The organism is Mesorhizobium sp. B4-1-1 (assembly GCF_006439375.1).
Lineage (GTDB): Bacteria > Pseudomonadota > Alphaproteobacteria > Rhizobiales > Rhizobiaceae > Mesorhizobium.
On sequence record NZ_VFTH01000015.1, the window covers coordinates 21,403 to 34,341 of the forward strand.

Annotated in this window: 9 protein-coding genes and 2 pseudogenes; 9 read left to right on the forward strand and 2 right to left on the reverse strand. The window is 64.4% G+C overall.

Going from position 1 to position 12,939, the window contains the following annotated elements; all coding sequences use genetic code 11:
• Positions 1-25: 25 nt before the first annotated feature.
• Together gmd and FJW10_RS20395 are read right to left on the reverse strand one after the other, a co-directional pair.
• Positions 26-1,115, reverse strand: a pseudogene (gene gmd / locus FJW10_RS30655) (GDP-mannose 4,6-dehydratase).
• Positions 1,116-1,195: 80 nt separating this feature from the next.
• On the reverse strand, positions 1,196-2,350 hold the full coding sequence (locus FJW10_RS20395; protein ID WP_140901400.1) for a dihydrodipicolinate synthase family protein: 1,155 nt from the start codon (positions 2,348-2,350) through the stop codon (positions 1,196-1,198).
• A gap of 243 nt (positions 2,351-2,593) precedes the next feature.
• Between FJW10_RS20395 and FJW10_RS20400 the strand changes: the two genes are divergently transcribed.
• From FJW10_RS20400 to FJW10_RS20440, 9 genes and pseudogenes are all read left to right on the forward strand, one after another.
• A complete protein-coding gene (locus FJW10_RS20400) occupies positions 2,594-3,637 on the forward strand; it encodes a LacI family DNA-binding transcriptional regulator (protein WP_140901401.1) in 1,044 nt (347 codons plus the stop codon).
• Complete coding sequence (locus FJW10_RS20405; RefSeq protein WP_140901402.1) at positions 3,634-4,650, forward strand: Gfo/Idh/MocA family oxidoreductase; 1,017 nt, start codon at positions 3,634-3,636, stop codon at positions 4,648-4,650. Before FJW10_RS20400 ends, FJW10_RS20405 begins: the two co-directional genes overlap by 4 nt.
• A complete protein-coding gene (locus FJW10_RS20410; RefSeq protein WP_140901403.1) occupies positions 4,647-6,248 on the forward strand; it encodes an acyl CoA:acetate/3-ketoacid CoA transferase in 1,602 nt (533 codons plus the stop codon). Before FJW10_RS20405 ends, FJW10_RS20410 begins: the two co-directional genes overlap by 4 nt.
• Positions 6,241-7,017: an enoyl-CoA hydratase/isomerase family protein gene (locus FJW10_RS20415; protein WP_140901404.1), complete on the forward strand. Its 777-nt coding sequence runs from the start codon at positions 6,241-6,243 to the stop codon at positions 7,015-7,017. Before FJW10_RS20410 ends, FJW10_RS20415 begins: the two co-directional genes overlap by 8 nt.
• 10 nt (positions 7,018-7,027) lie before the next feature.
• Positions 7,028-7,969 (forward strand): annotated as a pseudogene (locus tag FJW10_RS20420) (aldehyde dehydrogenase family protein); the annotation flags it as partial.
• 219 nt (positions 7,970-8,188) lie between these two features.
• Complete coding sequence (locus FJW10_RS20425) at positions 8,189-9,148, forward strand: sugar ABC transporter permease (RefSeq protein WP_140901405.1); 960 nt, start codon at positions 8,189-8,191, stop codon at positions 9,146-9,148.
• The gene (locus FJW10_RS20430; protein WP_140901406.1) at positions 9,145-10,089 is read left to right on the forward strand and encodes a carbohydrate ABC transporter permease; all 945 of its coding nucleotides are present in this window, start codon (positions 9,145-9,147) and stop codon (positions 10,087-10,089) included. The genes FJW10_RS20425 and FJW10_RS20430 overlap by 4 nt, the downstream gene beginning before the upstream one ends.
• Before the next feature lie 21 nt (positions 10,090-10,110).
• Positions 10,111-11,226 carry an ABC transporter ATP-binding protein gene (locus FJW10_RS20435; protein ID WP_140827322.1) on the forward strand — a complete coding sequence of 372 codons (1,116 nt, stop codon included), beginning with the start codon at positions 10,111-10,113 and terminating at the stop codon, positions 11,224-11,226.
• 61 nt (positions 11,227-11,287) lie between these two features.
• Positions 11,288-12,805: a GMC family oxidoreductase gene (locus FJW10_RS20440; protein WP_140901407.1), complete on the forward strand. Its 1,518-nt coding sequence runs from the start codon at positions 11,288-11,290 to the stop codon at positions 12,803-12,805.
• Positions 12,806-12,939 lie beyond the last annotated feature (134 nt).

Genomic DNA, 12,939 nt, shown 5'->3' on the forward strand with positions numbered 1-12,939 from the left:
ACGCAACCTCTAGGTGGAACGACCGTTACGTCTTGCGCTGCCGACGCGCGCCAGGTCGGCGCGGACCCATTTCCGCCGCCAGATCCTTGAAGCCGACGGGTGTGCAACCAGCCCAAGAGGCTCCTTGCCTTGGCGGCGTCGCCGACCAGCGTGTCCACCTCGGTGGGCCGGAAGTAGCGCGGATCGATCCGCACCAGCGCGGCGCCGGTGGCAGCATCGATGCCGACTTCATCGGCGCCGCTGCCCTGCCAGCGAATGATGCGTCCGGCCTCGGCGAAGGCGAGTTCCACGAATTCGCGCACCGAATGCGCCTGGCCGGTCGCAAGCACGAAATCGTCCGGCTCGTCATGCTGCAGGATGCGCCACATGCCCTCGACATAGTCGCGCGCATGGCCCCAGTCGCGACACGCATCGATATTGCCGAGATAGAGCGTGTCCTGCAGCCCGTGATGGATCGCGGCGACGGCACGCGTGATCTTGCGGGTGACGAAGGTTTCACCGCGCGTCGGACTCTCGTGGTTGAACAGGATGCCGTTGGCGGCGAACATGCCATAGGCCTGGCGGTAGTTGACCGTGATCCAGTAGGCATAGAGCTTGGCCGCCGCGTAGGGCGAGCGCGGCCGGAACGGCGTGCTCTCGCTTTGCGGAACCTCGGCCGCCTCGCCATAAAGCTCCGAGGTCGAAGCCTGATAGAAGCGCACCGATTTCTCCAGGCCGAGAATGCGGATCGCTTCCAGAAGCCTCAATGTCCCCAGCGCATCGGCATTGGCCGTGTATTCCGGCGTCTCGAAGCTCACCTGGACGTGGCTTTGCGCGCCGAGATTGTAGATTTCGCTGGGCTTCGTCTCCTGCACGAGGCGGATCAGATTGGTCGCGTCGGTCAGATCGCCATGATGCAGGAAAAAGCGCGCCCCGCTCTCATGCGGATCGACATAGATGTCGTCGACGCGCTCGGTGTTGAAAGAGGACGACCGGCGTTTGACGCCGTGGACGGTGTAGCCCTTGCCGAGCAGCAGTTCGGCCAGATAAGCCCCGTCCTGCCCGGTAACGCCGGTGATAAGGGCGACCCTGTCTGCCAGGGCAACTTTGTCTGCCAGGGCGACTTTGTCCGCCATTGCCATATTCGTCCCCGCCTATTTCGGCAAGCGAATACGATTTACCGGCGGAACGCAAATCCCCCGCGCGGGGGATGGGCTCAGATGCCCGCCATCGCCAGCAGGGTCTTCATCCTGGCGACGGCAAGCTCTGGGTCTGCCAGCAGGCCGGCCTGGTCGGAGAGCCGAAAGACGTCGGCGTAATGGCATATGCCGCGCGCCGACTGCATGCCGCCGATCATGGTGAAATGGTTCTGGTGCCCGTTCAGCCAGGCCATGAAGACGATGCCGGCCTTGTAGTATTCGGTCGGCGCCTCGAAGATCTTGCGCGACAGCGGCACGGTCGGCACCATCAGCGCGTCGTAGCCGGCCTTGTCGCCTTCTGCCAGCTTCGCCAGCGCGGCATTTGCCACGGGTGCGATGGCGTCGAAAATGCCGAGCAGCGCGTGCGAATGCCGCCTGCCGTCGCCGGCGATCAGTTCCGGATAATTGAAATCGTCGCCGGTGAACATCACCACCCCGCCGGGCAGGCGGCCGCGCAGCAGCACTTCCTTCTCGGCATCGAGCAGCGATATCTTTATGCCCTCGACCTTGTCGGCGTGCCGCCCGATGATGGCGACGACCGTGTCAAGCGCGGCGTCGAAGTCGTTGCTGCCCCAATAACCCTTGAGCGCCGGATCGAACATGTCGCCCAGCCAGTGCAGGATGACCTTGCCCGACGCCTGGGAGAGCATGCGGTCGTAGACGCGGGCATAATCGTCAGGCCCCTTGGCGATCGCCGCCAGCGCGCGGCTCGCCATCATGATCGCCTTGCCGCCCTCGCCTTCGATGAAGGCGAATTGTTCTTCATAGGCGCGGATGACGTCGTCGACCGTTTTGGCCGCCGTCGGCGCCAGATGATCGGTCCCCGCCCCCGAGGCGAGGTCGGCGCCCGCCACCGTTTTAGCCTCCGCGATCGAGCGGCGGATCAGCTCCTTCGCGCTCGCCCAGTCGAAACCCATGCCGCGCTGGGACGTGTCCATGGCCTCGGCGATGCGGAAGCCGAGCCGCCACAGATGATGGCGAAACGCCATCGTCCTGTCCCAGTCGACTGCTGGCCGCGACCATGGATTGGCCATGGCGATGGGGTCGGCAACGACGTGGGCGGCGGCATAGGCGATGCGTGAAAACCGCGCGCCCATGCTCGGTTCGACCGGTTTGCCGACGAGCCGGTAGCTGACCCGGTCGCCATTTGCCGCAGGCAAGATGATGTCCATGGAACTCTCCCGTTGCGGTCGCTATAAATGGAACGTTCCAATAAATCAAGAACCTTTATGATTCAGGGCACCCAGGCCGGCAGAGCATCGGTGTCCCTAGAACAATCCTTGCATTCCTTGAGATTTTGAACCGCTCCAATCAATTTTTTGAATCTCATCGGAATCGCAATTGACTCTGATTTCGAACGATGATTAGAACGTTCCAAAATAAATTCGATCGAAAACACGGAGGACGGGACGAGGATGGCCAGCCGGGCCAAGGCGACGATCCTGGACATCGCCCGCGAGGCCGGCGTGTCCAAATCGACGGTGTCGCTCGTGCTGCAGGGCAGCGGGCTGATCCGGCCTGAAACCGCGACCAAGGTGCGCAAGGCGATCGAGGATGTCGGCTATGTCTACAACCGCGGCGCCGCCAATCTGCGCAAGGCCCACTCCAACGTCATCGGCATGGTGATCAACGATCTCACCAATCCCTTTTTCGCCGAGCTTGCCGTCGGCATGGAGCGCGTTTTCCAGGCGGCGGGCGTCGTCCCCTTCATCGCCAACACCGCGGAAAACCCGGTGCGCCAGGAAGAGGTGCTGAAGTCGCTGATGGAGCAGGGTGTGGCCGGGCTGATCGTCTCGCCGGCGCGCGGCACCGCGCCGGGCGCCTTCCGCCGCATCGAAACGGCCGGCGTGCCGATCGTCTTTACCATGCGCCGGCTGCCTGAAAGCCGCATCCCGGTGATCGCGCCCGACAATCATCGCGGCGCTGTGCTTGCCACCGAGCATCTGATCCGCAAGGGCCATCGCCGCCTGGCATTCTTCGGCGGATCGCCCGATCTCGTCGTCTATCATGAGCGACTGGGCGGTTTCCTCGAAGCCTGCGAAACGCTCGGCATTCCGGCCTCCGACCGGCTGATCGTCGAAGGCGAAACCAGCCGCAAGGGCGGCATGGCTTGCTTGGAGACAGCGCTTGCCGCAGTGCAGCCAGCGACAGCCGCGCTTTGCTTCAACGATGCGGTTGCCTTCGGCGTCATGCTGGCATTGCGCAAACGAGGTCTCGAGGCGGGGACGGACTTTGCCGTCGTCGGCTTCGACGACGTCGCCGAGGCCGAGCACTACAGTCCGGCGCTGACCAGCGTCGCCGTCGACACAGCGGGTCTCGGCGAGCGCGCCGCTCACGTCATGCTGAAGATGATCCAGTCGCGCACCACGCGCGCCGAGGACCATATCGGCGCCGTCAGCCTGGTCGTGCGGGAAAGCAGCGGCCCGGACCGCAACAGCCAGGTGGGAGACGCGGCATGAGCGTGCGATGGGGATTGATCGGCGCCAGCACGATCGCCAGACAGTTCATGATCGATGCCATCCGCGCGCAGGCCGGTGGCGAGGTCGCCGCCGTGATGAGCTCGAATCTCGAGCGCGCCAAGACCTATGCCGGCGAGAACGGCATTCCGGCCGCCGTCTCGACCCTCGACGCGCTGCTCGACGCCGACATCGACGCCGTCTACATCTCGACCACCAACGAACTGCATCTCGAGCAGGGTCTTGCCGCAATCAAGGCCGGCAAGCATGTGCTGTGCGAAAAGCCGCTGGCGCTGACCAGCGCCGATGCCCGCAAGATGGTTGCGGCAGCCAAGGCCGCCGGCATCGTCTTCGGCACCAACCACCATTTGCGCAATGCCGGCGCCCATCGCGCCATGCGCGAGGCGATTGCCGCCGGTCGTATCGGCAAGCCGGTCGCGGCGCGCGTCTTCCATTCCGTCTACCTGCCGGAAAACCTGCAGGGCTGGCGCATCACCAAGCCCGAGGCCGGCGGCGGCGTGGTGCTCGACATCACCGTGCATGATGCCGACACGCTGCGCTTCGTGCTCGGCGACGATCCTGTCGAGATTTCGGCCTTCACGCAGTCGGCGGGCATGGCCGGCGGCGGCCTCGAGGACGGCGCCATGTGCATCTGGCGCTTCAAGTCGGGCGTCATCGCGCAGTCGCATGAAGGCTTCACGACAAAATTCGCTGGCACCGGCTTCGAGGTGCATGGCTCGGAAGGCTCGCTGATCGCCACCAATGTGATGACGCAGAAGCCGGTCGGCTCGGTGCTGCTGCGCACGGCCAAGGGCGAGGAAGAATTGAGCTTCGACCGCGAGGACCTCTACGCCCGCTCGCTGCGCCAGTTCCATGCCGCGATCCGCGGCGAAGGCCAGCCTTCGGCCACCGGCGAGGACGGCATCTGGTCGCTGGCCTCCGCCGAAGCGGCTTTGCAGTCGGCGAAGACCGGCAAGACTGTTTCGATCGATCCGAAACTCGGGAGCGGAAATTGAGCAAGGTTGTTTCCGCGGCCCAGGCCGCCAGCCTGATCAAGGACGGCATGGTCGTCTCGGTGTCGTCGTCGAGCGGTCTTGGTTGCCCGGATGCCGTGCTTGCCGCGATCGGCGAGCGTTTCGACACGCAGGGCCATCCGAAGTCGATCACCACGCTCCACCCGATCGCCGCCGGCGACATGTACGGCATCAAGGGCATCGACCATCTCGCCAAGCCGGGTCTGTTGGAGCGCACGCTTTGCGGCTCCTATCCGTCCGGCCCCTCCTCCGCCGAGCCGCCGCAGATCTGGAAGATGATCGGCGACAATTCGGTCGCCGCCTACAACGTGCCATCCGGCATCCTGTTCGACATGCATCGCGAGGCGGCCGCCAAGCGCCCGGGCGTGCTGACCAAGGTCGGCCTCGACACGTTCGCCGATCCGCGTCACCAGGGCTGCGCCATGAATGCGGCGGCCAGCGAGCCGATCGTCTCGGTTGAGCAGTTCGACGGCGAGGAATGGCTCTATTTCCGCGCCATCGTCCCCAACATCTCGATCATTCGCGCCACCACGGCCGACGAGCGCGGCAACCTCACCTACGAGCATGAGGGCGCTTATCTCGGCGGGCTGGAGCAGGCACTGGCGGCCCGCAACAATGGCGGCATCGTCATTGCGCAGGTCAAGCGCGTCGTCGAAAACGGCACGCTGAAGCCGCATGACGTGCGCGTGCCCGGCGTGCTGGTCGACCACATCGTGGTGGCGCCCGACCAGTTGCAGACGACGCTGACGCCTTACGACCCGGCGATCTCGGGCGAAATCTTCCGGCCGCTGTCGAGCTTCCGCAATGCCGAGATGAACGTGCAGAAGGTGATCGCGCGCCGCGTCGCCATGGAATTGCGCGACGGCATGGCCGTCAACATCGGCTTCGGCATCTCGGCCAACGTCCCGCGCATCCTTCTCGAGGAAGGCCAGCACGGCAAGGTCACCTGGGTGATCGAGCAGGGCGCGGTCGGCGGCGTGCCGCTGCTCGACTTCAAGTTCGGCTGCGCCTCCAATGCCGAGGCTATCATGCCCTCGCCGCACCAGTTCATCTATTTCCAGGCCGGCGGCTTCGACGCCTCGCTCCTGTCTTTCCTGCAGATCGACCGCCACGGCTCGGTCAACGTCTCGAAGCTTTCGGCCCGGCCGCATGTCACCGCCGGCGCCGGCGGCTTCGTCGACATCACCGCGCGGGCGAAGAAGATTGTCTTCTCCGGCTTCTTCAACGCCGGCGCCAAACTGTCGCTGGCCGATGGCGGCATCCGCATCGACGCCGAAGGCAAGGTCAAGAAGGTGGTCAACGAGGTCGAGCACATCTCCTTCTCCGGCAAGCGCGCGGTCGCCCAAGGCCAGGACATCACCTATGTCACCGAACGTTGCGTGATGAAGCTGACGCCAAACGGCCTGATGGTGACGGAACTCACGCCCGGCATCGACCTTGAACGCGATGTGCTGTCGCAGGCTGAGATCCCGCTCGCCGTCGCCAACGACCTCAAGGTCACACCAGCGGCGCTCTATCATGACCGCCTGATCGGCCTGTCGCTGAATGGCGGTGCATCCATTGGAGTCGCCCATGGCTGAGCGCCTTGTCACCTTCGAACAGGACGGCGCCATCGGCATCGTCACGCTGCGGCGGCCGGATAAATTCAACGCGCTCGACATCCCGATGCTGCGTGCGCTCGAAACGGCGCTTGACGAGGCGGAACTGGCCGAGGGCGTTCGCGCCGTGCTCATCCGTGGCGAAGGGAAGGGCTTTTGCGCCGGCGGCGACGTCGAGGCCTGGGGGGCGATGAGTGCCGCCGACTTCCAGGTGCAATGGGTGCGCTACGGCCACCGTGTCTTCGACCGGCTGGCGCGGCTCCGGCAACCGACCATCGCGGTGCTCTCCGGCCACGCGCTGGGCGGCGGGCTGGAACTGGCCGCCGCCTGCGATTTCCGCGTCGCCGAAACCCAGGTCAAGCTCGGTTTTCCGGAAACCTCAATTGGCGTGGTGCCGGGCTGGTCGGGCACACAGCGCGCCGTGCGCCGCTTCGGTGCACAGATCGTGCGCCGGATAGCGATTGGCGGCGAGATTTTCCTGGCGGCTGACGCGCTCGCGCACGGCATCGTCGACCGTGTCGTCGAAACCGGTGAGGCTTTCGATGAAGCCAAGGGCTGGGCCGAGAAGATCGCCGAGCGCGGCCCGCTTGCGACCGAGGCCGCCAAGCTGATGATCGGCGTTGCCGAGGGCGAGGAAGACGCCGCCGCGACCGAGGCGCTGGCCAGTGGCTTCATCGCGCTGACAGACGACCTCAAGGCCGGCGTCAGCGCCTTCAAGGCCAAGCAGAAGCCAGCCTTTTCGAGATCCTAGAGAAGAAACGATGAACGCACCGCTCAATATTGCCATGCCGGCCGAGGCGTCCCAAGCGCCGAGGGCCTACAAGCTCCTGATCGACGGCAGGCATGTCGAAGCCCGCGACGGCCGCAGCATCGAGCGTGCCAGTCCCGGCCATGGCTTCGTCGTGTCCCGCTATGCCCAAGCGGGCGCAGCGGACGTCGAAGCTGCGGTTCAGGCGGCGCACAAGGCTTTCGAGACCGGCCCGTGGCCGCGCATGAAAGCATCCGAACGCGCGGCGGTTCTGCTGAAGACGGCCGACCTGATCGAGACTCGGCTGGAAGAGATCGCCCGCCTCGATGCGCTGGAATCCGGCAAGCCGATCGCCCAGGCGCGCGGCGAGATCGGCGGCGCGATCGACATCTGGCGCTATGCCGCCTCGCTCGCCCGCACGCTGCATGGCGAAAGCTACGCCAATCTCGGCGACGATATGTTGGGCGTCGTGCTGCGCGAGCCGATCGGCGTCGTCTCGATCGTCACGCCGTGGAATTTCCCTTTCCTGATCGTCAGCCAGAAGCTGCCCTTCGCGCTCGCCGCCGGCTGCACGGCGGTGGTGAAGCCGAGCGAGATGACTTCGGCCTCGACCTTCGTGCTCGGCGACATCCTGCTCGAGGCCGGATTACCGGCCGGCGTCGTCAACATCCTTGCCGGCTTTGGCGCCGATGTCGGCGCGCCGATGGTCAGCCATCCGCTGGTCGAGATGGTGTCCTTCACCGGCTCGACCCGCGTCGGCAAGATGACCATGGCGGCCGCCTCCAATTCCCTGAAGAAAGTCTCGATGGAGCTCGGCGGCAAGAACGGCCAGATCGTCTTCCCCGACGCCGACCTCGAAGCGGCGGCGGACGCCGCCGTGTTCGGCGGCTTCTTCAACGCCGGCGAATGCTGCAATGCCGGCAGCCGCCTGATCGTGCATGAGGCGATTGCCGACGGATGTCGTGTCGAAGTTCGTCCATGGTCAGATCAAGACCTCCGACGAAGCCGTGACCGAGCTGGTCAAGGCGATCGACGACGCCAAGTAGGCGTGCCTTGAACTGAGCCTCCCCTGCCTGGCGGGGGAGGTCTTCTACCGAAGCAAGGTCCGGGATTGCTCGGGCTGGCGTGGGTTCGCGCCGGTCGGTCCCGTGACAAACCGGTACTGGACAAGCCGATGAGCACAGTTGCCGAAACCCGGATCAAGCTGACACCGGAGCACGACGCCCGCCCTGGCGCGTCGGTCCGTTCGCGGCTGCAGGACCTGTTGCCTAAGATCGTGCTGGCGCCAAGCTTCGCGGCGACGATCGTCTTCGTCTACGGCTTCATCCTGTGGACGATCTACCTTTCCTTCACCAATTCCAAGACCTTCCCGTCCTATGCCATCACCGGCCCCCGCGCCTATCAGCGGCTATGGCGCTGGACCTTCGAGAGCGACCCGCCATCGAGCTGGTACACCTCGATCACCAATATGGGCATCTTCGGCTTCCTTTATATCGGAATCTGCCTGGCGCTCGGCCTGTTCCTGGCCATCCTGCTCGACCAGAAGATCCGCGGCGAAGGTGTCTTGAGGCCGATCTACCTCTACCCGATGGCGCTCTCCTTCATCGTCACCGGCGTCGCCTGGAAGTGGTTCCTCGACCCCGGCCTCGGGCTAGAGCAGACGCTGCATCAATGGGGCTGGACGAGCTTCCATTTCGACTGGATCAAGAACAAGGATTTCGTCATCTACACCGTCGTGATCGCCGGCGTCTGGCAGGCTTCCGGCTTCGTCATGGCGATGTTCCTGGCCGGCCTGCGCGGCATCGATGGCGAGATCATGAAGGCGGCGCAGATCGACGGCGCATCCACCTTCCAGCTCTACCGCCGCATCGTCGTCCCGCTGCTCAGGCCGGTCTTCCTATCGGCCTTCATCGTGCTCGCCCATCTGGCCATCAAGTCCTATGACCTGGTGGTGGCGCTGACCAGCGGCGGGCCCGGCGGCTCGGCCTGGCTGCCCTCCAATTTCATGTATGAGTTCACCTTCAAGCGCAACGAGATGGCGGTCGGCTCGGCAAGTGCGGTGATCATGCTGATGACCATCACCGCCATCATCGTTCCGTATCTTTATTCCGAGCTCAGGGAGAAGTCGCGATGAGCGCTGTCGCTTCACCCGCCAGCCAGGCCGCAAGCGGCGTCCGCGCCAAGACGCTCAACCGCATCGTCATCTACGGGCTGCTCGCGCTGTTCGCGATCTTCTACTTGATGCCGCTCTTCGTCATGCTCGTCACCTCGTTCAAGACCATGGACGAGATCCAGAACGGCAACATGCTCGCGCTGCCGCATGCGCCCACTTTCGCGCCATGGATAAAGGCGTGGAGCGAAGTCTGCTCGGGCCTGACCTGCGTCGGCATGAAGGGTTACTTCTGGAACTCCATCAAGATGGTCGTTCCGGCGGTGCTGATCTCGACGCTGCTCGGCGCCTTGAACGGCTATGTGCTGACCAAATGGCGTTTCCGCGGCCACACGCTGGTTTTCGCCATGATGCTGTTCGCCTGCTTCATCCCGTTCCAGTCGGTGCTGTTGCCGATGGCGACGATCCTCGGCAGCCTCGGCCGCTTCGGCGCTGGCATGCAGAACGCGACGGGGTTCAATTTCGGCCTCGGCAATTCGACTGTGAACCTGGTTTTCGTCCATGTGGTCTACGGCCTCGGCTTCACCACTTTGTTCTTCCGCAACTATTACGAGGCCTTCCCGACCGAACTGGTGAAGGCGGCACAGGTCGACGGCGCGTCCTTCTTCCAGATATTTCGGCGCATCATGCTGCCCAATTCGCTGCCGATCATCGTTGTGACGGTGATCTACCAGTTCACCAACATCTGGAACGACTTCCTGTTCGCGTCCGCCTATGCCGGCTCCGGCGACGTGATGCCGATGACGGTTGCGCTCAACAATGTCGTCAACACCTCGACTGGCGTGGTCGAGTACAACGTCAACATGGCGGCGGCGATGATCGCCGCGCTCCCCACCCTGATCGTCTATGTCGTCGCCGGCCGCTATTTCGTGCGCGGGCTGATGGCTGGCGCGGTCAAGGGATGATCTCTTTCGGAAGGAACGATCATGGCTTTTCTGGAAATTGATGGGCTGAAGAAGCGCTTCGGGAATGTCGAGATCCTGAAGGGCATCAATGTCGAGCTCGAAAAGGGCGGCTTCCTGGTGCTGGTCGGCCCGTCCGGCTGCGGCAAGTCCACGCTGCTTAACACCATTGCCGGCCTGGAGCAGATCACCGAGGGCGAGATCCGCGTCGACGGCCGCGCGATCAACGACCTGCATCCTTCCAAACGCGACATCGCCATGGTGTTCCAGAGCTACGCGCTCTATCCCAACATGACGGTTGCCGGCAACATCGCTTTCGGCATGGAGATGCGCGGCGTGCCGGCGGCCGAGCGCCAGGCGGCGATCGACAAGGTGGCCAAGGTCCTGCAGATCGGCCACCTGCTCAACCGCAAGCCCAGCCAACTTTCCGGTGGCCAGCGCCAGCGCGTCGCCATGGGCCGCGCGCTGGTGCGCGACCCGAAACTCTTCCTGTTCGACGAGCCGCTCTCCAATCTCGACGCCAAGCTGCGCGTCGACATGCGCATCGAGATCAAGCGCCTGCACGCCACGACCGGCACGACCATCGTCTATGTCACGCACGACCAGATCGAGGCGATGACGCTGGCGACCAAGATCGCGGTGATGCGCGACGGCGAGGTGCAGCAATTCGGCACGCCGGCCGAGATCTACAACAACCCGACCAACATCTTCGTCGCCGACTTCATGGGCTCGCCGGCGATGAACCTGATCCCGGCCAAGATCGACGCCAATGGCAATGGGCTGTCGGTGGTGCTGGACCGCGAAGCGCGCCAACCGATCGTGCTGCCGATGCCGGGCGCACCCACCGGTCTTGCGGCCTTCAAGGACAAGCAGGTGATCTTCGGCGTGCGCCCCGAAGCGCTGACCGATCCGGAAGGCGCCGAGCGCAACGGTTCGAACATTGCCACCGCCGACTGCCATATCGAAGTGGTCGAGCCGGCGGGTTCGGATACGTTCGCCGTGACCAATCTGGGTGGCAAGGGCGTCGTGGCGCGGCTGCGGGCCGATGCCAGGATCCAGCCCGGCACCAGCACGCCTTTAGCCTTCAACCTCAGCAAGGCGGTGTTCTTCGACCCCGCGACCGAGAAGCGCATCCTCTGATGCCTCTCGCCCAAAATTGGGTCCGGTTTTGGGGCAACGACATGCAGCAAAACAAAGATCTATGAAAAATCCGGATATCGTCATCATCGGCTCCGGCGTCGGCGGCGCCACGATCGCCTCCGGCTTGGCCGGCAGCGGCGCCTCGATCCTGATCCTGGAGCGCGGCGAACCGCTGCCCGCGACACCGCATGCGCGCTCGACGCGTTCCATCTTCGTCGACGAGCACTACCGGCCGAAGGAAATGTGGCGCGAGGCCGGCGGTGCTGCCTTCAACCCCGGCAACTACTACTATGTCGGCGGCAATTCGAAGTTCTTCGGCGCGGTGCTGATCCGCTACCGCAAGGAGGATTTTGCCGAGCTCGAGCATTTCGGCGGCGTCTCGCCGGCCTGGCCGTTTTCCTATGACGAGTTCGAGCCCTGGTATTCGAAGGCCGAGCAGCTTTTTCGCGTGCGCGGCTCACTCGGCGAGGACCCGACCGAGCCGTTCCATTCGATCCCCTATGCCTTCAAGCCGGTGCCCGACGAGCCGCCGATCGCGCGCGCCCGCGCCGAGTTGAAGAGCCTCGGACTGCATCCGGCATCGCTGCCGCTCGGCGTCGACATCGAGGCCTGGCTGAAAGACGGCAAGACGGGCTGGGACGCATTTCCCAACACCGGCCAGGGCAAGATCGACGCGCAGACCGGTCCGCTGACCGAAGCGCTAAAGGATCCGAACATCCGGCTCGAAACGGGGGCCCATGTCGACTGGCTCGAAACCGCGCCGGACGGCAAGTCGATCGCCGCCATCCACTATACCCAGAACGGTGCGCAAAAGACGCTGTCGCCGAAGCTCGTCATCCTGTCGGCGGGCGCGATCAACTCGGCCGCCATCCTGCTGCGCTCGCCGTCGCCCAATACCAGCAAGAAAGGCGGCAAGGGCCTCGCCAACAGCTCCGACCAGGTCGGGCGCAATTTCATGAACCACAATTCGAGCGCGATGCTGGCGATCGACCCGCGTCGCCGCAACGACAGCGTCTACCAGAAGACGCTGATGCTCAACGACTACTATCTGTCCGACGGCAAGGGCGGCAAGCCGCTCGGCAATGTGCAACTCCTCGGCAAGATCGACGGCAACATGCTCAAGGCCAATGTGAAGACGATGCCGAAATTCGCGCTCGACTACATGGCCGGCCACGCCGTCGACTGGTACCTGATGTGCGAGGACCTTCCCGACCCGGAAAGCCGCATCATGGTCGACGGCAAGGAGATCGTCATGCAGTGGCGGCGCTCCAATATGCAGTCGCTGGAAGGCTTGGCCAAGGTTATGCGCGAGAACCTTCGCGCCTGCGGCTATCCAATCGTGCTGTCGCGCCCCTTCGACAAGCGCACGCCTTCGCATCAGTGCGGCACGGTGAAGATGGGCAACGATCCGGCCACCTCGCCGCTCGATCCATACTGCCGCGCCTGGGACCATCAAAACCTGTTCGTCGTCGACGGCGGCTTCCTGCCGACTTCTGCCGCCGTCAATCCGGCGCTGTCGATCGCGGCGCAGGCGTTGCGCGTGGCTGACTACATCCGCCAGACGGAGCTTTCTTCATGATCGGTCGGCGCCGCCCCTCATCCGCCTGCCGGCACCTTCTCCCCGTAAGCCGGGATAAGAGGGCTGGCCGCGACGCCGGCACTCATTCTGCAGCGCTGGCGATTGGCGAAAGCGCCGGCGACAGCATCCTTCTC